At 53.7% G+C, this 18,868-nt stretch carries 20 protein-coding genes and 1 other annotated feature; of the genes, 3 read left to right on the top strand and 17 right to left on the bottom strand.

The window, feature by feature from the left end; genetic code table 11:
• Positions 1-339: 339 nt before the first annotated feature.
• The 4 genes from btuD to LQ945_RS24355 all read right to left on the bottom strand — a co-directional run bounded on the left by btuD (position 340) and on the right by LQ945_RS24355 (position 3,303).
• Complete coding sequence (gene btuD / locus LQ945_RS24370) at positions 340-1,095, bottom strand: vitamin B12 ABC transporter ATP-binding protein BtuD (RefSeq protein WP_270101934.1); 756 nt, start codon at positions 1,093-1,095, stop codon at positions 340-342.
• 20 nt (positions 1,096-1,115) lie between these two features.
• Positions 1,116-1,667, bottom strand: a complete 552-nt coding sequence (locus tag LQ945_RS24365) for a glutathione peroxidase (protein WP_270101933.1) — start codon at positions 1,665-1,667, stop codon at positions 1,116-1,118.
• A 41-nt stretch (positions 1,668-1,708) separates the two neighbouring features.
• Positions 1,709-2,716 (bottom strand): vitamin B12 ABC transporter permease BtuC, encoded by a 1,008-nt coding sequence (btuC, locus tag LQ945_RS24360; protein ID WP_269934482.1) that lies wholly within the window; start codon positions 2,714-2,716, stop codon positions 1,709-1,711.
• 173 nt (positions 2,717-2,889) lie between these two features.
• A complete protein-coding gene (locus LQ945_RS24355) occupies positions 2,890-3,303 on the bottom strand; it encodes a DUF2502 domain-containing protein (protein WP_262241522.1) in 414 nt (137 codons plus the stop codon).
• A gap of 232 nt (positions 3,304-3,535) precedes the next feature.
• On the opposite strand from LQ945_RS24355, the gene LQ945_RS24350 reads away from it, so the two are divergent.
• The gene (locus LQ945_RS24350) at positions 3,536-3,667 is read left to right on the top strand and encodes a hypothetical protein (protein ID WP_255477928.1); all 132 of its coding nucleotides are present in this window, start codon (positions 3,536-3,538) and stop codon (positions 3,665-3,667) included.
• A 202-nt stretch (positions 3,668-3,869) separates the two neighbouring features.
• Here the strand turns inward: LQ945_RS24350 and ihfA are convergent, their stop codons facing one another.
• From ihfA to LQ945_RS24300, 10 genes are all read right to left on the bottom strand, one after another.
• Positions 3,870-4,166, bottom strand: coding sequence for an integration host factor subunit alpha (ihfA, locus tag LQ945_RS24345; RefSeq protein WP_004943604.1), 297 nt, complete (start codon positions 4,164-4,166; stop codon positions 3,870-3,872).
• A gap of 4 nt (positions 4,167-4,170) precedes the next feature.
• Positions 4,171-6,558 (bottom strand): phenylalanine--tRNA ligase subunit beta, encoded by a 2,388-nt coding sequence (gene pheT, locus LQ945_RS24340; protein ID WP_270101932.1) that lies wholly within the window; start codon positions 6,556-6,558, stop codon positions 4,171-4,173.
• Between the two features lie 14 nt (positions 6,559-6,572).
• Positions 6,573-7,556, bottom strand: a complete 984-nt coding sequence (gene pheS, locus LQ945_RS24335) for a phenylalanine--tRNA ligase subunit alpha (RefSeq protein ID WP_020826621.1) — start codon at positions 7,554-7,556, stop codon at positions 6,573-6,575.
• A gap of 118 nt (positions 7,557-7,674) precedes the next feature.
• Positions 7,675-7,797 (bottom strand) — a sequence feature (Phe leader region).
• The gene (gene pheM, locus LQ945_RS24330; protein ID WP_121626058.1) at positions 7,749-7,793 is read right to left on the bottom strand and encodes a pheST operon leader peptide PheM; all 45 of its coding nucleotides are present in this window, start codon (positions 7,791-7,793) and stop codon (positions 7,749-7,751) included. It overlaps the preceding feature by 45 nt.
• A gap of 113 nt (positions 7,798-7,910) precedes the next feature.
• The gene (rplT, locus tag LQ945_RS24325; RefSeq protein ID WP_020826620.1) at positions 7,911-8,267 is read right to left on the bottom strand and encodes a 50S ribosomal protein L20; all 357 of its coding nucleotides are present in this window, start codon (positions 8,265-8,267) and stop codon (positions 7,911-7,913) included.
• Between the two features lie 43 nt (positions 8,268-8,310).
• A complete protein-coding gene (gene rpmI, locus LQ945_RS24320; protein ID WP_004931418.1) occupies positions 8,311-8,508 on the bottom strand; it encodes a 50S ribosomal protein L35 in 198 nt (65 codons plus the stop codon).
• 98 nt (positions 8,509-8,606) lie between these two features.
• Positions 8,607-9,158: a translation initiation factor IF-3 gene (gene infC / locus LQ945_RS24315; protein WP_013812633.1), complete on the bottom strand. Its 552-nt coding sequence runs from the start codon at positions 9,156-9,158 to the stop codon at positions 8,607-8,609.
• A gap of 3 nt (positions 9,159-9,161) precedes the next feature.
• Complete coding sequence (thrS, locus tag LQ945_RS24310) at positions 9,162-11,090, bottom strand: threonine--tRNA ligase (protein ID WP_270101931.1); 1,929 nt, start codon at positions 11,088-11,090, stop codon at positions 9,162-9,164.
• Positions 11,091-11,313: 223 nt separating this feature from the next.
• Positions 11,314-11,925, bottom strand: a complete 612-nt coding sequence (locus LQ945_RS24305) for a hypothetical protein (RefSeq protein WP_270101930.1) — start codon at positions 11,923-11,925, stop codon at positions 11,314-11,316.
• A 251-nt stretch (positions 11,926-12,176) separates the two neighbouring features.
• Positions 12,177-13,217: a PspA/IM30 family protein gene (locus LQ945_RS24300; RefSeq protein ID WP_270101929.1), complete on the bottom strand. Its 1,041-nt coding sequence runs from the start codon at positions 13,215-13,217 to the stop codon at positions 12,177-12,179.
• Positions 13,218-13,477: 260 nt separating this feature from the next.
• On the opposite strand from LQ945_RS24300, the gene LQ945_RS24295 reads away from it, so the two are divergent.
• Both LQ945_RS24295 and LQ945_RS24290 read left to right on the top strand, forming a co-directional pair.
• Positions 13,478-13,687, top strand: a complete 210-nt coding sequence (locus tag LQ945_RS24295) for a hypothetical protein (RefSeq protein WP_270101928.1) — start codon at positions 13,478-13,480, stop codon at positions 13,685-13,687.
• A gap of 123 nt (positions 13,688-13,810) precedes the next feature.
• Positions 13,811-14,497, top strand: a complete 687-nt coding sequence (locus tag LQ945_RS24290; RefSeq protein ID WP_044550431.1) for a MarC family NAAT transporter — start codon at positions 13,811-13,813, stop codon at positions 14,495-14,497.
• A gap of 38 nt (positions 14,498-14,535) precedes the next feature.
• Here the strand turns inward: LQ945_RS24290 and LQ945_RS24285 are convergent, their stop codons facing one another.
• The 3 genes from LQ945_RS24285 to LQ945_RS24275 all read right to left on the bottom strand — a co-directional run bounded on the left by LQ945_RS24285 (position 14,536) and on the right by LQ945_RS24275 (position 18,858).
• On the bottom strand, positions 14,536-15,669 hold the full coding sequence (locus LQ945_RS24285; RefSeq protein ID WP_270101927.1) for an ABC transporter substrate-binding protein: 1,134 nt from the start codon (positions 15,667-15,669) through the stop codon (positions 14,536-14,538).
• 148 nt (positions 15,670-15,817) lie between these two features.
• Complete coding sequence (locus tag LQ945_RS24280; RefSeq protein WP_044550428.1) at positions 15,818-17,101, bottom strand: serine/threonine protein kinase; 1,284 nt, start codon at positions 17,099-17,101, stop codon at positions 15,818-15,820.
• Positions 17,102-17,520: 419 nt separating this feature from the next.
• Positions 17,521-18,858 (bottom strand): c-type cytochrome, encoded by a 1,338-nt coding sequence (locus LQ945_RS24275; protein ID WP_270101926.1) that lies wholly within the window; start codon positions 18,856-18,858, stop codon positions 17,521-17,523.
• Positions 18,859-18,868: the final 10 nt, after the last annotated feature.

The raw sequence follows: 18,868 nt of genomic DNA, 5'->3' as shown, positions 1-18,868 counted from the left end.
ATATTAAACGCCAGAGAGAATCGTTCCCGGTGGATTAACTGCCAATGTACGGCCGCAAGCTTAACTAAACCTTAAGGCGAGATTAATTATCAGCGGACTATCTGATTTGCGAGGGCCATCATCATCATTTCATATTGATTTAAAAATCAATTAGTTATATTTATTAATAATTATTTACTTATTTTATTCGAACTAAATCAGCGTAGCACGTCAGCGACGGTTTTCAAGATTTATGAGGTAATTTTTAACAAGGAGGGAAATAAAGCCGATGCTTACTCGGCTATTTATATCAGGTCCGTTTAATTTTCGTTTAAGCTGAATTTTCACTACGGTGACGAGCTAGGCCGTTTTGGTCATAATCCAGCGTTGATCGCCCACCGCCTGCAAATGAAAATCGACGTCATAAATTTGTGAAAGCAGAACCGGCTCCATCACTTCTCGCGTAGTGCCCTGCGTGACCAAACGGCCGGCATGTAGTAGCCAGACCCGGTCGGCCTGCTGCAAGGTGTGGTTCAGATCGTGCGCACAAACCAATGCACTACGCCCACTCTGGCAGAACTCCCGCAATAGCCGATCCAGCGCCACCTTCTGCGCCACGTCCAGGCTGTTGGTCGGTTCGTCCAGCAGCAGCAGTTGGCTGTTCGGATTGACCGTCGGCCAGACCTGGAGCAAAACCGCGGCCAGGCGTACTCGCTGCCATTCCCCGCCGGAGAGCTGAGTCAGCATGCGCGGCAGCTTGTCCATCAGCTTTAAACGCTGACACAGATAAAGAATCGTGCTTTCCAGCGCCTCTTCCGACGCTCCCGCCGGTTGATGCAATGCCAGATACTGGAATACCGGCATCAACGCCACCGGTGGCTGCTGTTGACTTAAATAGGCGCGGCGCAGCGCCAGCTCATTGCCCTGAAAACTTTTCAGCGGATAACCGTCCAGCAGGATCTCCCCGATGCCGGGCAAGATACCCGCCAGACAGGCCAGCAGAGTGCTTTTACCGGCGCCGTTAGGGCCGATAAGGTGAAACTGCAACCCAGCATCAACCTGTGCTGAAAATGGGGCCAAGCGCCCTTCTACCCCAACCTGCCTGAGTTGCAGCATGATGTATTACCGCTCCTTCTTTAGTCGGCCAACGCCTGTTTGACTGCGGCCACCAACGCAGGATCTTCCGGCGTCGTATCCGGGGAAAAGCGTTCGATGACTTTGCCATCGCGGCCAATCAGGAATTTCTCGAAGTTCCACAGGATATCGCCAGTTTGCTTTGGTGCTCGCCCCTTGCTGCTCATGCGCGCCAGGAATTCACTGCCCTGCGGCGCAACGGCGTGCGGTTTGGCGACGGTCAACGCCTGATACAATGGATGGCGGTTTTCGCCGTTCACTTCCAGTTTGGCAAACATCGGGAACTGGACGCCAAAGGTGCCACGGCAAAATGCCAGGATCTCTTCGTTGCTGCCCGGCTCCTGCCCCAGGAATTCGTTGGAGGGGAACCCCAGTACTTCAAAACCTTGATCCCGGTAGGTTTCGTACAGGGCTTCCAGCCCTTCATATTGCTTGGTCAGGCCGCATTCCGACGCCACATTCACCACCAGCAACACGCGGCCTTTATATTGTGCCAGCGTGGTGGATTGATTTTCGATGGTGTTCAGGGGAATGTCATAAATAGCTTGAGTCATGAAGCTTATCCTCTTGTTTTACTAGCAGGTGAACAGAGAAACTACCTTACGCTTTTAACCCGGGTCAGCAACCAGATAAACAGCGGAGCCCCCAGTGTGGCCGTCACCACTCCGATAGGCAACTCAGCCGACAGCAGTGTAATACGTGCCACCACGTCGGCCGCCAGCAAGACACCGGCACCTGCCAGTGCGCAACCCGGTAATAAATAACGCTGATTGGTCAGACCGCTAAGACGCAGCATATGCGGTATCACCAGCCCGACAAATCCGATCACCCCCGCCAACGCCACGCTAACGCCCACCAGCCAGCCGATTGCCAGCACCAGCAGATTGCGCCACAGATGAAGGGAAAGCCCGAGCTGACGCGCCTGCACCTCGCCCAGCGCCATAAAGTTCAGCGCCTTGCCCTGGCAACACAGCCACAGCACCACCGGCACCAGGGCCAGCACCAGCCATTTTTGGCGCCAGTCTACGCCGCCAAAGCCGCCCATCATCCAGTACATTAGCTGGCGCAGATCCAGGCTTGAACTGAAGTACACTGCCCAGGTCATCACTGCGCTGCACACAATGCCCAAGGCAACCCCCACCAACAACAGTCGCGCATTGGTCAGGCGCTTGCGGCGCGCAAAGCTCAGCAGCATAAAGGTCATGATCAACGCACCAGCAATGGCGCTCAGGCTCATCAACGCTACCGGTAACAGGCCGTTGCTCAGCAGCACGGTTAGTACCAACGCCACGCCGGCACCGTTCGCCACCCCCAGCAAGCCAGGTTCGGCCAGCGGGTTCTCAAACAGCGCCTGCATCACCGCACCGGCCACCGCCAGACTGGCCCCCACCAACATCACCGCCAGCGCACGCGGCAGGCGTAATTGCCAGACAAACAGCTGCGCCGCTTCACCTGACCACTGTGAAGGCCAGAGCCAGATATCACCCGCACTGAGGCTAAAAACAAAAGCCACGACAACGCCCAGCGCCAACAGCAATAAACGGCGTTTATCGCGATGGCGCTGTTTGTGCAGCAATAAAGTAAAGGTCTGGCTGGTTGACATAGGTGTGGCGATTCCCTGCGGGCCGCGAACAGCGGTCGAATAATTGACGTCTGGGTCAAATATTAGGGGGTTAGCGCCAGAAGGGAAAGCCTTGCTTAAGGATTATGGCAGGAAAACAGCGGCTGATACTGCCCCCCTAGGCAGAGGAGCAACATCAGCCGCCGTAAAATCCATTAGCGTCGAGGATCGTTACCGTTTTGCGGGTAGGGTTTGCCGTGGTCATTGGCGCGGCCCTTACCGCGATCATTGTCATGACGGTTGCCATCGTTACGGTTATCACGGTCACCGTGGAACGGATTGCCGGGCCGATCGGGGCCAGAATGGCCGTTGCCGCGTGGAGGAGAAGCTTGCCAGCGACCACCATCCCAATACATCCCGCGACTGTTACGCTCACCCATGCCACGTCCCTGATGCGCGTGCCACCACTGTGGCGGACGCCAGTCATAACCGTCCCAGTAGTAACCTCGCCGATCCTGATCCCCCAGATGGACCGAGACGCCCGGCACGTTAATATCAATAGAGACATCTGCCTGTGCCACGAGCGGCAACAGCAGCGGTAAACACACCAGCAACAGGATCTTTTTCATTTTACACTCTCGCTTTATTTTCTTGCTGAGCTGGTTATATCAGCGTGATTATTTTCCGCCTATCGCCTCAATGCCTATTTTCAGATCGTTTTCATCTCCCTTACGTAATCCATACACTCTCATTTTTCAAATTAAATAAAATAGCTGCTAACAACGCTTAACGAATAGCTGACATACCTGATGCCATACCGCTATTTATAATTACGCTGACATTGACCAGAGAGATATTATTATGATTAAACGCATTGGATTGTTGTTCGCGGTCGCCGTTCTGACCACGGCGCTCAGCGCCTGCTGCTTCGGGCCCCACGGTGGCGGTCATCGTGGCGGTGGTGGCCCGGGCCACTATTATAACCACGATTAATACTCAGGGGGCTTAGGCTCCTGTTTTATTTCAAATAACCTACAACGCACAAATAGCCATAAGATAAGTCTGCAAAACCAATATAAAGAAAATCTCAATGTAATTAATTGGGGATTTTCTTACCGTTCCTCTAAGAATAAACCGAATTTAGCTTCGAAAAAGAAAAAGGCCGCTAATGCGGCCTTTTTTGGTTTCACGTAACTTACTCTTTCGGGCTTGCGTTCTCTACCCGACTTTTCAGTTTTTGCCCTGGACGGAAAGTGACCACGCGGCGCGCCGTAATCGGAATGTCCTCGCCGGTCTTCGGGTTACGCCCCGGACGTTGGTTCTTGTCACGCAAATCAAAATTGCCAAAACCTGACAGTTTCACCTGCTCACCGTTCTCAAGAGCACGACGTACCTCTTCGAAAAACAGTTCTACCAGGTCTTTGGCATCCCGTTTGCTAAGCCCAAGCTTTTCAAACAGGTGTTCTGACATTTCAGCTTTAGTAAGCGCCATAGGTTCAATCCCTCAAGGATGCTTGGAATCGCTGTTTTAGAGCCTCTACACATTTTGCAACGGTAACGGCTATCTCCTCTTCTTCCAGTGTACGAGCGGTATCCTGCAATACCAGACTGATAGCCAGGCTCTTATAACCCTCTGCCACGCCCTTGCCACGGTACACATCAAACAAGTTTACGCCAACTACCTGATTTGCGCCAACTTTCTTACACTCTGCCAAAATATCTTCTGCGGGGACGTTTTCAGCCACCACAACGGCGATATCTCGACGGTTTGCCGGGAAGCGAGAAATCTCCCGCGCCTGAGGCACGGCGCGGCTTGCGACCTTGTCCCACTCCAGTTCAAACACCACGGTGCGGCCGTTAAGATCCAGTTTACGTTCAAGTTCCGGATGAACAACACCGATAAAACCAACACGTTCGCCCTGGAAATAAATAGCCGCGCTTTGCCCTGGGTGCAAGGCCGGATTAGCCTCTGCCTTGAACTGAATTTCGGATAATTTACCGGTCAGCTCCAGGACAGACTCCAGATCCCCTTTCAAATCATAGAAGTCGACCGGCTTACGCGCCAGATCCCAATGTTCTTCATGCGTATGACCGGCAATCACGCCTGCCAGCATGACGTCCTGACGGATACCCAGATTTGCCGCAGTATCAGGCACAAAGCGCAGGCCGCTTTCGAACAGGCGCAAACGAGTCTGCTGACGATTCTGGTTATAAACCACCGCGGACAGCAAGCCGGTCCACAACGACAGGCGCATTGCGGACATCTCTACCGAGATTGGGCTTGGCAGGATCAGCATTTCTTCGCCTGGGTGCAGCAAGGCCTGAACCTTGGGATCGACGAAGCTGTAAGTGATCGCTTCCTGGAAACCGTGATCGACCAGCATGGTTTTCACCCGCTTGAGGGTCAGATCCGCTTCGCAATGCTTGGTCATGATCAGGTCAGCACGCACCGGAACGTCAGGAATATTGTTGTAGCCGTAAACACGCGCAACTTCTTCTACCAGGTCTTCTTCGATTTCCATATCGAAACGCCAGCTCGGCGCCACTGCCAGCCAGTTGTCACCCTGCTCAGTCACCTGGCAGCCAAGACGACGCAGAATATCGCTGACTTGCTCGCTCGGCACCACGTGGCCGATCAGACGATCCAGCTTTTCGCGACGCAAGGTGATGGTGGCACGCTTGGGCAACTCGGCTTCGGTAGTCACATCGATAACCGGGCCGGCCTGGCCACCACAGATATCAATCAGCAGGCGGGTCGCACGTTCCATCGCTTTGTACTGCAACGCAGGATCAACGCCGCGCTCGTAGCGATGTGAAGCGTCAGTGTGCAAGCCATTACGGCGCGCGCGGCCAGTAATGGACAGCGGGCTGAAGAACGCGCATTCCAGCAGCACGTCCTGCGTAGTTTCATTCACGCCGGAGTGTTCGCCCCCGAAGATACCGCCCATTGCCAGAGCTTTCTGGTGATCGGCGATCACTAAGGTATCGGCATTCAGTTTGGCTTCGTTGCCGTCCAGCAGCGTCAGGGTTTCGCCTTCGCTCGCCATGCGCACCACGATACCGCCTTCAATACGGCTCAGATCGAATGCATGCATTGGCTGGCCCAGTTCCAACAGCACGTAGTTGGTCACGTCAACCACCGCATCAATGGAACGGATACCGCAGCGACGCAGCTTCTCGCGCATCCACAGCGGGCTTGCCGCTTTGACGTCGATGCCTTTTACTACGCGGCCCAGGTAACGCGGGCACGCCTGCGGCGCGTCAACGCGGATTGGCAGCGTATCCGCAATAGTGGCCGCTACCGGGCTCATATCCGGTTCGTTCAGGGCGACCTGGTTCAACACCCCAACGTCACGCGCCACACCGATAATGCCCAAGCAGTCGGCACGGTTCGGCGTTACGCTGATTTCGATGGTGTTGTCGTCAAGCGAGAGATATTCACGGATATCGGTTCCAATCGGCGCGTCTTCCGGCAGTTCGATGATGCCGTCGTGATCGTCGGTAATGCCCAGCTCGGAGAACGAGCACAGCATGCCTTCGGAAGGCTCACCACGCAGTTTGGCGGCTTTGATCTTGAAGTCGCCCGGCAGTACTGCGCCTACGGTAGCAACCGCCACCTTCAGGCCGGTGCGGCAGTTTGGTGCGCCGCAGACGATGTCCAGCAGACGATCGCCGCCCACGTTGACCTTGGTCACGCGCAATTTGTCTGCGTTCGGGTGCTGACCGCACTCAACCACATGGCCTACTACCACGCCGTTAAAGGCACCGGCAACCGGTTCCATACCGTCCACTTCCAGACCGGCCATGGTGATTTGATCGGATAATGCTTCGCTGCTGATGGCCGGGTTTACCCACTCGCGCAACCAGAGTTCACTGAATTTCATGTGATATTCCCGCCTTACTTAAACTGTTTGAGGAAACGCAGATCGTTTTCGAAGAACGCACGCAGGTCGGTGACGCCGTAACGCAGCATCGTCAGACGCTCCATACCCATACCGAAAGCGAAGCCGGAGTAGATTTCCGGATCGATGCCTACATTGCGCAGAACGTTCGGGTGCACCATGCCGCAACCCAGAACTTCCAGCCACTTGCCGTTTTTACCCATCACGTCCACCTCAGCAGAAGGTTCGGTAAACGGGAAGTAAGACGGACGGAAACGAACCTGTAAATCTTCTTCAAAGAAGTTGTTCAGGAAATCATGCAGCGTGCCCTTCAGATTGGTGAAGCTGATGTCTTTATCGACAATCAGGCCTTCCATCTGATGGAACATCGGTGTGTGTGTTTGGTCGTAGTCATTACGGTACACGCGGCCCGGCGCAATAATGCGGATTGGCGGCTGCTGGTTCTTCATGGTGCGGATTTGCACGCCGGAAGTCTGGGTGCGCAGCAAGCGCGTAGCATCGAACCAGAAGGTGTCGTGATCGGCACGCGCCGGGTGGTGACCCGGAATGTTCAACGCGTCGAAGTTATGATAGTCGTCTTCAATCTCAGGCCCGGTCTCCACGGAGAAACCCAGTTCGCCGAAGAAAGCTTCGATACGGTCGATGGTACGGGTGACCGGATGCAGCCCACCGTTTTCCATACGACGGCCCGGCAGGGAAACGTCGATGGTTTCTGCAGCCAGTCGCTCATTGAGCGCAGCCGATTCCAGCGTATTTTTACGCGCGTTCAGCGCATCCTGCACTGCCTGTTTTGCCTGGTTGATTACCGCGCCTGCTGCCGGGCGATCTTCTGCCGGCACGTCACGCAGCGATTGCATCTGCAAGGTAAAATGGCCTTTCTTGCCTAAATATTCGACGCGCACCAAATCCAACGCGGCAACATCCTGGGCATCTTCTACGGCTGCCTTGGCATTGGCAACCAGCTCTGCGAGATGTGGCATTGCTTTCCTCTTCCTCTGGCCGATATGGCTCTAAGTAATTGTTATCTATTATTCGAACACGCCTTTGGCACATCTTCAAAGCATTTAACGCTTTAACCCGGCTCAGAAGACGGCCAAAAACAAAAAAGCCTCCACAGGGGAGGCTTAGGCGCTACTTTTCGTTTCTTTTCTTACGCGCAAAGCCTCCTGAGATCAGGCGCTAAAGTAAAAGAAGAAACGAAAAATAGCAGCGTGCATGATTGCGTTACCTTGTCGATGATTGTCCACCAGTGATATAGCGATGGGCAATAAAAGTCAATATTGTCTCTGAAAGCTAAAGATTAAAAGAGGGAGCAAGCTCCCTCTTCAACTGACTTACGCCAGTGCTGCTTTCGCTTTTTCAACCAGTGCAGAGAATGCCACTTTGTCGAAGACCGCGATGTCAGCCAAGATCTTACGGTCAATTTCAATAGAAGCTTTTTTCAAGCCGTTAATGAATTTGCTGTAAGACATGTCGTTCTGACGTGCAGCTGCGTTGATACGTGCAATCCACAGCTGACGGAACTGACGCTTACGTTGACGACGGTCACGGTAAGCGTACTGACCTGCTTTGATTACTGCCTGGAAGGCAACACGATAAACGCGCGAACGGGCACCGTAGTAACCTTTCGCTTGTTTTAAAATTTTCTTGTGACGTGCGCGTGCAATTACACCACGTTTTACGCGAGCCATATGCTCTCTCCTAAAGTCTTATTCTAGATTCAAAAAAAATGGCTTAAGCGTACGGCAGGCACGCGGTAACCAGGACCAAATCGTTTTTAGACACCATGCCTTTCGGACGCAGGTGACGTTTACGCTTGGTTGCTTTTTTGGTCAGAATATGACGCAGGTTAGCATGTTTACGCTTAAAACCACCGCTGCCGGTTTTTTTGAAGCGTTTGGCTGCACCACGTACAGTTTTAATCTTTGGCATTTTAATTAAATCCACTTCGCATTGTTAAACAACGAATCAGTGAGGCGAATAAAACCCACACAACGCAAGCGCTGCGTGGGTTCGATTACTTGGAAGCCTTACTGTCTCTTCTTCGGTGCGAGCACCATGATCATCTGACGGCCTTCGATCCTCGTAGGGAAGGATTCGACAATGGCCAAATCAGAATCTTCACACAGGTCTTTACGGACGCGGTTAAGCACTTCCATACCGATCTGTTGGTGCGCCATCTCACGCCCACGGAAACGCAGGGTGATTTTGGCTTTATCGCCATCTTCCAGAAAGCGAATCAGGTTGCGTAGTTTGACCTGATAGTCGCCATCATCGGTACCAGGACGGAATTTGATTTCCTTGACCTGAATAACTTTTTGCTTCTTCTTCTGTTCTTTTGTCGACTTGCTCTTCTCGTAGAGGAATTTGCCGTAATCCATGATTCGACAAACTGGCGGTTCGGCATTTGGGCTGATTTCTACTAAATCAACACCCGCTTCCTCAGCTTTTTCAAGAGCTTCATTCAGACTGACAATACCAATCTGCTCGCCATCGACGCCGGTTAGGCGAACTTCTTGCGCGCGAATTTCTCTGTTAATGCGATTAGGACGCGCCGGTTGAACTCGTTTTCCGCCTTTAATACTTTATTCCTCCAGTTGATGAAGACTACGGCTGCGAATCTCTTTCAGCAGCTTGTCTACGACTTCGTTTACGTCCAGGCTTCCCAGGTCTTTGCCACGGCGGGTACGAACGGCAACTTTGCCTGATTCGACCTCTTTATCACCGCAGACCAACATGTAAGGAACCCGTCGTAAAGTATGTTCGCGAATTTTAAAGCCAATCTTCTCATTTCTCAAGTCCGCTTTAACGCGAATCCCTGCATCCTGCAGTTTTTTGGTCAATTGCTGGACATAATCAGACTGGCTGTCGGTGATATTCATCACCACCACCTGCACCGGAGCAATCCAGGTTGGGTAGAACCCTGCGTATTCTTCGGTAAGGATACCGATGAAACGCTCCATGGAGCCCAAAATAGCGCGGTGAATCATTACCGGGACCACGCGATCGTTGTTTTCGCCAACATACGATGCGCCTAAACGGCCAGGTAAGAAGAAATCGAGCTGCACGGTACCACATTGCCATGCACGATCCAAACAATCATGCAGAGTAAATTCAATTTTTGGTCCGTAGAAGGCACCCTCACCCGGCTGATATTCAAACGGAATCCCGTTTTCAGTCAGCGCCGCAGCCAGATCCTCTTCCGCACGGGTCCACATATCGTCAGTCCCGATGCGCTTTTCAGGGCGGGTAGACAGTTTTACCGCAATCTTGTCGAAGCCAAAGGTACCGTAAACATCATAGACCATACGGATACATTCGTTCACCTCGGCACGCACCTGCTCTTCAGTACAGAAGATATGGGCGTCATCCTGGGTGAAACCGCGTACGCGCATCAGGCCATGCAGAGAACCCGAAGGCTCGTTACGGTGGCAACTGCCGAACTCACCCATACGCAGCGGCAAATCGCGGTAGGATTTCAGGCCCTGGTTGAAGATCTGCACGTGACCCGGGCAGTTCATCGGCTTGATGCAATACTCGCGGTTTTCCGACGAGGTGGTGAACATGGCGTCTTTATAGTTTTCCCAGTGGCCGGTTTTTTCCCACAGCACACGGTCCATCATAAAGGGCCCTTTCACTTCCTGATACTGGTACTCTTTGAGCTTCATGCGCACAAAGGCTTCCAGCTCGCGGAAAATCGTCCAGCCATCGTTGTGCCAGAACACCATGCCCGGCGCTTCTTCCTGCATATGGTACAGGTCGAGCTGCTTGCCGATCTTGCGGTGGTCGCGCTTGGCGGCTTCTTCCAGACGTTGCAAATAGGCATTCAGCTGTTTCTTGTCTGCCCATGCTGTGCCGTAGATACGCTGCAGCATTTTATTTTTGCTGTCGCCACGCCAGTAGGCGCCAGACGTTTTCTGCAGCTTGAAGTGATGGCAGAAACGCATGTTCGGTACGTGCGGACCGCGGCACATGTCGACATATTCTTCGTGGTGATACAGGCCAGGACGGTCGTCATGGCTGATGTTCTCATCCAGAATCGCCACCTTGTAGTTTTCACCACGCGCGGCAAAGGTGTCACGGGCTTCTTGCCAGCTCACCTTCTTCTTGATGACGTCATAATCTTTGTCGGCCAACTCATGCATCCGCTTTTCCAGCAGATCCAGGTCTTCCTGCGTCAGGGTACGGTCGATATCAACGTCATAATAGAAACCGTTGTCGATCACTGGGCCGATAGCCATTTTGGTGTCTGGCCACAGCTGCTTGATCGCATGGCCCAACAGGTGCGCACAGGAGTGGCGCATGATTTCCAGGCCTTCGGCATCCTTGATGGTGATGATAGCCAACTGCGCGTCTGATTCGATCATATCGCCGGCATCAACCAGCTCACCGTTCACTCGACCGGCAATACAGGCTTTCGCCAGGCCAGGGCCGATATCGCGGGCAACATCCAAAGGGGAAACAGGGTGATCGAAATGACGCTGACTTCCGTCAGGAAGAGTAATAACAGGCATTAATAATTCCTTATCTACAGTGGTGACCCACACGACAGATCACATGCAGTACGAAAATTGAGTTTGGGTTTAGTCAGCCAGGTTTCAGATCTCGCCCACAATTGCCAGATTGAAACCTAACTTGGTACACAGAATGGAAAGCATACCTCCACAGCCATATTGGCTAAGCGGATAGTATCACTAAAATTGTTCCGGATAAATAAACTGCAGCACAGGCCCGGCTCTAACGGGACGCCGGGCGATCCTTCAGATAGCCCAACGCGGCAATCAGGCAGAAGGCGTAACCCAACAGCTCGCAGCCCTCTTCCACCATGTTCTTCACCACCCGGTTGTAGCCATCCAGCATCAGCATTTGCCACAGGGAATTCATGCCGAACAAGCGTGAAAATACCAGAATGCACAGCAGGCCCGCGCACATCATGCCGTAGCTCGGATGCGTCACGAAATGCACCAGGCCCTTGACCGTGGCCGCGACATGGCGTGAGGCATACCACAAGCATCCCAAGGTCACCGCCAAGGCGAACCACAGCCACGAACCATGCCAGAGCATATCGAAGGCAAAATCCATCTCGCGGATCAGCATGCACAGGAAGAAACCAGCGGCCAACACCCACGCGGGCCGATAGGCAATTTGTCGGCGTGCAGCCACAAAAAATAAGCCTGAGATGGCGGCCAGCATCACTTCCTGCGCCGATTCGGTTAAAGAGGTTTCGTAGACAAAATTATGCAGCCAATGCACATCAATAAACATTAAGCCCATCAGCGCAGCCAAGAATGCGCTGTAAAGCAGAAAGGAGCCTATTTTTCCCAGTAAAATTTGCAGATCGTGTTTCATAGTCATACTCGTTATTATTTAAAGCGCGACTATGGTATTCACCTGCGTATGGGGATCGTGGCAATTGATGCGGAATAGGCTTACTTCGTGCCTGATTTGCCACTAAAGGGCCATAAAAAACAAAAATCCCCGGCAAACTGCCAGGGAGGATGCCAGTCTTTCCTGGCTGTCACTTCACTTTCGTGAAGACCCGGGCCTCTCATCCCGATACTGAGACGCGCAAATAAGGCCCGATTGATTCTTCGTCGTCGTTATTCTCTCACTACCAGGATGCGGGTGTTGGTTTTAACGCCCCACAGACCAGCCAAAGCGCTGATAACAGCGCCAATCAGCAATGCAAAGAATGACCACAGAGCCGCATGAGACAAAGCTTTAGCGGCTTCCGCAGCCTGCTCGCGCGCTTTTTGCTTCAACTCTGTATATTCCTGCTTAGCCTGATTAATTTTTACTTCCACGTCGTTCAAGCGCTGATTCACCAGCTGCGCCGTTTTGTTTTTCGCATCAACCAGATTTTTGACGGTCTGGTCAACTTCCTGCGGTGTCATATCGGTATTTTCCGACAGCGCTTTCTTGAGCGAATCCTCATCGACATCCTGCGAAATGGCCTCACCATGCTTTTTCAATTTCGCCACCAGATCCTGGATAATCGCATCGCTATTGTCCGGTTGCAGTGCCAATGCTTTCACCGCGTCCCCCACTTCACTCTTGGCCGCGTCCAACTGTTGCTGCATAAACTCCGGCTGCAATGAAGGGATATCGCTTTTTTTCAGTGCCGCCACGACATTGTCTTGTAACTTTTCGGGTTCCAACTGGGTGTCGATCCCCAACTTATCAAACACTTTGCCGCCGACATCCGCGATACCCGAAACGCCTTTACCAATGGCTGACCCGGCCCCGGAAAGCAGGCTACCGGAAGTCGAGGCAATAGCCCCCAGCGCGTTCCCCGTAGCTTTGACCGCAGAACCCACCAATAAAGCGCCCAACACGGCCGCCACAATCAGCGAGGTCGCCCAAACCAGGAAACCGTGGATTAACCCATCATTTGCCGCCAGACGGCCGGCAATAAAGGCACCGGCAGCCAGGCTCAGGATGATCGAAACTGCAGACCAAACCACCACGGTGGTGCCCGCCCCGTTGACCGGATCGTCAGAAGTCGGGTCAACGATAGAAAACCCAAGGCTGGTGCCCAGGGTAGACAGCAGCAGCGACACCGCCAATACGGTGATAACCCCACCAATCACGCTGCCCCACGATATTTTTTTAACCGTTGCCAATTCGTTTGCCACTTGCATAGTAAAACTCCTTTTAAGCTTTTCGATTAAGTAAAACTGCCCGAAAGCCCTATCAGTATAGAATCCAATAAAAAAATGGGTGGCTTAATGATCAAAAATATAAAATTAACTAATGATACAAACACTGTTTGTCCGTGTTTAGCCGGTGTTTTATTCCCTGCACATCGAGCAAATCAGCGATGGCGAACATCTCTGGCTCCCGCTATTCTGATGCCATTAACGGCAGAGTTGAGACAGCACCCCGCATCATGAACCGGTTATTGAAGTTACTCGTTGGCGCCTGCCTGGTGCTGACGGCTCTTTTTGTCCTGCTCCATCTCGGGGCAGACCGTCATCCCCGAGCCATTGCGGTGAATGAGCCGCCGATGGAATGTGAGGATACGCCGGAGATTGCCAATGATTGCGTGAACGACGATGACGCTAATGCCGACGCCGTTCCTGAACTGCTCTCTCCGGGCAGTCCGGGCTGACACCGTGGGCGTTTTTATTAATTCATTGCATTTTAAGTAACTTATTGCGGCAGCAATTCGCACGTCTTGGCAGGCGTTCAGGTTGCGCTGTCGCGTTTTAACTGAAAACAGGGAGTTCGCTTTATGACAAGTATTCTGCAGTTATTCCAGGCCATAGGACTGGGTTTGGTGCTGCTGTTGCCACTGGCCAACCCGCTGACTACCGTCGCGCTGTTGCTTGGCCTGTCGGGCAATATGACGCGCGAAGAACGCAATCAGCAGTCGCTGATGGCATCCATTTATGTGTTCTTTATCATGACGGTGGCGTTCTACGCCGGCCAAGTGGTGATGAACACCTTCGGCATTTCCATTCCTGGTCTGCGTATTGCCGGTGGGTTGATTGTGGCATTTATCGGTTTCCGCATGCTGTTCCCACAGCAAAGCGCAGAAGAAGCGCCAGAAGTGGAAACCAAGTCAAACGAGCTGCGTAAGAAAACCTCGGCCAATATCGCCTTTGTCCCGTTGGCAATGCCAAGCACCGCTGGCCCCGGGACTATCGCCATGATCATCAGCTCGGCATCGAGCATTCACGAAAATACGCTGGGTTTCGCCCATTGGGTGCTGCTGGTGGCCCCGGTGGCGATTTTCTTCTCGGTTGCTTTTATCCTGTGGGTTTGCCTGCGCAGCTCCGGCGCCATTATGCGCCTGGTGGGGAAAAGCGGCATCGAAGCCATTTCGCGTCTGATGGGGTTCTTGCTGGTGTGTATGGGCGTGCAGTTTATTATCAACGGCGTGTTGGAAATCATCTCCACCTACGTGCCTGCGGCCTGACAATAAGGGCGCGGTATCAACCGCGCCCTTCACGATGCTTACTTCCCTGCCGGTGCCTGCGCACCCAAAATCCCCTTGCCTTCCGGCACCTCGGTAAAGCGGCTGAGGATCTCGCTGTAGGTTTTGGCCGGATCCAATTCCTTGAACTGATTCGGATAGATAAACTTCGCCAGATATTCCAGCCCGACGATATTGTACGGGTGGTTATAGAAGTTATGGTAAATGCCGTAGAAGCGCCCCTCCTTCACCGCCGTGACCTGGGCAAACCCCGGGCGTTGCTTCATCCGGTTAAAAGCGTCATCAACCTGTTGCTGCGTCACGCCGTAACCAAAGGGCACTGCGGCATTGGTTTTCGACGCCCATTGAGAACCGGAAACGATATAGGCGTCCGGTTTCATGCTGATCACTTTTTCCAGGGAGACATCGCCGGTAGCGCCCGGCAACAATTCGGAGCCCAGGTTACGTGCCCCCACCGCCTCGATCATCCCACCCCAACCGACGTGAGAATGGGTGAAGCAACAGGACTCAAGCCCGTTCAGACCGGCTTTCGCCTCGATAAATACCAACGGCTTCGGCTCGACGGCTTTGGTTTTATCCAGGATGTTCTGATAATGCTGCTGATAGAAATCGGTGTACTGCTTTGCTTCACTTTCTCGGTTCAGGGTCTCACCCAGCAGCGTGATGCTTTTCGGGGTGTTTTCCACCGGCTTGAGCATGGTGTCGATAAACAGCACCGGAATGTTGAGCGCTTTCAGCTTATCCAACACGCCGGTCTGGCTCAGTGAAGGCTTGGAACGCAGCTGTGCCACCATCAGATCAGGCTGTTTGGCGATCACGCTTTCCAGGTTGATCTCCCCCTTGTCGCTAAAGCCCATATCGATAATGCCGTTGGCTTCCGGCCACTTGTTACGCAGGATTTTCCAGGTTTCGCCGTCGCTTTTCTTGAGCAGGTTATTCCAGGCCACCAGCCGGGCGAAAGGATCGGCGCGGTCGAGCAAGGCCAGCGTCAGAATATCGCGCCCGTCCTGCACCACAATGCGTTTCGGCTCTTGCTTGATGGTCAGGCTCTGACCGGAAGTGTCTGTCAGGGTTAACGGATAAGTGGTCGCCATCGCCTGAGCGGACAAACCGCAGGCGCAGGCCAAAGCCAACAGGGTGATTCGACGGTGCACGTAAAACTCCTTAGCGTAGGAAATCAGTGCGGAAATAATAATGAGAACCGCTCCCATTATCAAAGAGAACCCCGGGTGCGTTTTCGCTTAATTGAAAAGGGATGTGACAGGGAAAAAGCAGCGCACCGGATCCGATGCGCTACCGAGGTCAAATCAGGCCGTAAATCAGCGCCGACAGCGCTATCAGGCCCATTACCAGGACAAAGACATTGCTCAGCGCACGATAGCGGCGCATCGCGGGCACCGCCCGTACCGCGTACATCGGCAGAATAAACAAGATAGCCGCAATCAGCGGGCCGCTGATGGTTTCGATAATGTGCAGTGCGCTCGGGTTCCACACCGTCGCCGCCCAGGTCAACAGGAACAGCGACACGGCGGAAATCCGGTGCGTAATACGTGAGCTCAAGGGTTTACCCACCGCACGCGTCAGGCCATCAATCAGGCTGGTCGCCCCTTCGGTTACGCCCAGGGAAGTACCCAGATAAGACTTGGCCATCGCCAACATCGCCATCATCGGGCCAAGGTAGGCGATCAGCGGGTTGGAGAACTTGTTCGCCAGCGTGGTCAGCACGGTGATGTTTTGATCTTTCGCCTGCTGCATATCCTCATGAGACAGGCTCAGTACGCAGCTAAAGACAAAGAACAAAACGGTGACGCAGATCAGCACATAGCTGTAGCGCATGATTCGCGCGCAGCGACGCTCGGCCTTTTCACCGTACAGGCTCTTTTGCGTGGAGGCGAAGGACGAGATAATTGGCGCATGGCTGAAAGAAAACACCATCACCGGCACCGCCAGCCACAGTGAATGCCATAGATCCGGGCTGCTGAACTGGGTGTTGGCCAGGCCGTTGACAAAGGTCGCCGTTTGCCAGGTCGGTACCAGGTACAGCGAGATACCCATCAAAAACACCAGCAGCGGGAACACCAACATGCCCATCGCTGAAACGATAGCGTCTTTGCCGCGCAGCAATACCAGGTTCAGAACCACCACCACCGCCAGGCTCAGCCAGACACGCGGCAGCGGAGCCAGATGAAACTGATGGATCAGGAAGCTGTCCAGCGCATTGGTGATCGAGATGCTGTACACCAGCACGATCGGGAAGAACGCCATCAGGTACAGCACCATGATGATTTTGCCGGCCAGCACGCCAAAATGCTCCACCACCACATCATGGATATTGCCGTCACGGCTGGAGCCGGACAGCACGAAGCGGCTCAATGCGCGGTGCGGTAAATAAGTCAGCGGGAAAGCGAACAACGCCATCAACAACAGGACCAGCGGGCCATTCAGACCTGCATTGATCGGCAGGAACAGGGTTCCTGCGCCGACAGCGGTGGCATAGAGCCCAAACATCCACACGGTATCGGTTTTATTCCATTTGGCAGCCTGGGCGGTTGCCAGCGTGCCTGAATCGGGAGAAATCGTACTCATAAGAAAGCTTACCTTACTCTTCAGCGACAACGATTGCGCTCAACGGGATATCCTTCTCCGCGAATTTTTAATATTAATCAGTGGATTAACGCAGTATTTCACTCTTGTTCCTGCTAAAAGGACGGCAAAGGATAATGAAAAATGCGGCTCGGGTCTATGTTTTATCGGCTGACAGGGTGATTTACGAGCAGAAAATGCTGCCAAAATCAGCACGCCCGGCCAAAAGAAAAGGACCTCGAACGAGGCCCTTCAGACTGCTGACAAACTCTCGAAAAGGCTAAACTGGTAGGGGTCGAACATGTTCGACCCGATTTAACTCATTGATTAAGCTATTGGGCGCAGCATGCAGCGCCCCTACCATTAAACAACAGAGCACTTTGTCAACGGCCTTAAGGGCCTCGCAAGAGGCCCTTTCAGATTTACTTGTTGGCGTCCGGGTGTTCCGGCACGGCGGCGCTGCCCATCTCCTTCTCATCGCGGATCATCGAGCGGTCTTTACGCACGCTGGCCACGTCTGAGGCATCGATTGGCTTGGCGCTGTTACCCCAGCTTGAACGGATGAAGTTCACCACATCCGCTACCTGCTGGTCGTTCAGTCGCCAGCCGAACGGCGGCATGGTGATGTTGGAAACCGCCCCTTTCACCGCCGGCGTGGTGTTACCCGTCAGCACGATGTGGATCAGCGAAGTCGCGTCTTCGGTCTGTACCACCGGATTGCCCTTCAGCGCCGGGAAGGCGCGTTTGTAGCCTACGCCATCAGTGCGGTGGCAGGCTGCGCAGTTATCGACGTACAGCGCCGCACCGGGCTTACTGTCGTTACCGCGCCACAGATCCTTGGCGACGCTGTCTTCGACCGGTGCCGCCTGCTGCTTGCCGTCTTTCGGTGGCAGCGTTTTCAGGTAGCGCGAGATCGCCGTCAGATCCTCATCGCTGAGATACTGCAGGCTGTGCTCCACCACGTCGCTCATGCCACCAAACACGATAGACTTGTCGTTACGGCCGGTTTTCAGGAACTCCGTCAGTTCGGCTTCGCTCCAGGTCCCCAGCCCATCCTTGTTGTCACCGCGCAGGCTGGAAGCCACCCAACCGTCGATCGGCGCATTGCTGCCGGACAGATAGCTGTCGCCGTCGTTATTGCTCAGCGCTTTTTCCTGCATGGTAAGGCTGCGTGGCGTATGGCAGGCACCACAGTGGCCCAGCCCTTCCACCAGATAGCGACCGCGTTCGATCACCGGATCCGCCTTGGCATCAGCCACAAAATCGGCCGGCGAAGGCGCAAACATGCCGCGCCAGATGCTCAGCGGCCAACGCATCGACAGCGGCCAGGGGATGTCGGAATCCTTGTTGGCCTGCTCCACCGGTTGCACACCGTGCATGAAATAGGCGTACATGGCGCGCATGTCATCCTCTTTCACCAAGGCAAACGACGGATACGGCATCGCCGGGTACAGGGTGCTGCCGTTTTTGGCGACGCCTTTACGCACCGCATTGTCGAAGTCTTCGAAGCTGTAGTCACCGATACCGGTTTTCTTGTCCGGCGAAATATTGGTGGAGTAAATGGTGCCGATCGGCGTTTCCATCGCCAGGCCGCCGGCAAACTCTTTACCGCTTTTGCCGTTGGTGTGGCAGGCCACGCAGTCACCGGCGCGCGCCAAATACTCGCCGCGTTTGATCAGCTCGCTGCTGACCGTGGCGTCCTGCGCCCAAACGGAAAAACTCAGTGCACTGAGAACCAGTGCGGGAACAAATGCTTTCATCAGTCGCCGT

The organism is Serratia liquefaciens, assembly GCF_027594825.1.
Taxonomy (GTDB): Bacteria; Pseudomonadota; Gammaproteobacteria; order Enterobacterales; family Enterobacteriaceae; genus Serratia; species Serratia liquefaciens_A.
The sequence above is the reverse complement of the archived record's forward strand: the minus strand, read 5'-3'. Positions and strand labels throughout refer to the sequence as shown.

Excerpts from the sequence above, each read along its gene's own strand:
- LQ945_RS24365 (WP_270101933.1), bottom strand. The coding sequence starts at position 1,667 with ATGACTCAAGCTATTTATGACATTCCCCTGAACACCATCGAAAATCAA.
- LQ945_RS24275 (WP_270101926.1), bottom strand. The coding sequence starts at position 18,858 with ATGAAAGCATTTGTTCCCGCACTGGTTCTCAGTGCACTGAGTTTTTCC.
- ihfA (WP_004943604.1), bottom strand. The coding sequence starts at position 4,166 with ATGGCGCTTACTAAAGCTGAAATGTCAGAACACCTGTTTGAAAAGCTT.
- LQ945_RS24350 (WP_255477928.1), top strand. The coding sequence starts at position 3,536 with ATGATTAAACGCATTGGATTGTTGTTCGCGGTCGCCGTTCTGACCACG.
- rplT (WP_020826620.1), bottom strand. The coding sequence starts at position 8,267 with ATGGCTCGCGTAAAACGTGGTGTAATTGCACGCGCACGTCACAAGAAA.
- pheT (WP_270101932.1), bottom strand. The coding sequence starts at position 6,558 with ATGAAATTCAGTGAACTCTGGTTGCGCGAGTGGGTAAACCCGGCCATC.
- btuD (WP_270101934.1), bottom strand. The coding sequence starts at position 1,095 with ATGCTGCAACTCAGGCAGGTTGGGGTAGAAGGGCGCTTGGCCCCATTT.
- btuC (WP_269934482.1), bottom strand. The coding sequence starts at position 2,716 with ATGTCAACCAGCCAGACCTTTACTTTATTGCTGCACAAACAGCGCCAT.
- pheS (WP_020826621.1), bottom strand. The coding sequence starts at position 7,556 with ATGCCACATCTCGCAGAGCTGGTTGCCAATGCCAAGGCAGCCGTAGAA.
- rpmI (WP_004931418.1), bottom strand. The coding sequence starts at position 8,508 with ATGCCAAAGATTAAAACTGTACGTGGTGCAGCCAAACGCTTCAAAAAA.
- LQ945_RS24280 (WP_044550428.1), bottom strand. The coding sequence starts at position 17,101 with ATGAGTACGATTTCTCCCGATTCAGGCACGCTGGCAACCGCCCAGGCT.
- LQ945_RS24305 (WP_270101930.1), bottom strand. The coding sequence starts at position 11,925 with ATGAAACACGATCTGCAAATTTTACTGGGAAAAATAGGCTCCTTTCTG.
- LQ945_RS24300 (WP_270101929.1), bottom strand. The coding sequence starts at position 13,217 with ATGCAAGTGGCAAACGAATTGGCAACGGTTAAAAAAATATCGTGGGGC.
- LQ945_RS24290 (WP_044550431.1), top strand. The coding sequence starts at position 13,811 with ATGACAAGTATTCTGCAGTTATTCCAGGCCATAGGACTGGGTTTGGTG.
- thrS (WP_270101931.1), bottom strand. The coding sequence starts at position 11,090 with ATGCCTGTTATTACTCTTCCTGACGGAAGTCAGCGTCATTTCGATCAC.
- LQ945_RS24355 (WP_262241522.1), bottom strand. The coding sequence starts at position 3,303 with ATGAAAAAGATCCTGTTGCTGGTGTGTTTACCGCTGCTGTTGCCGCTC.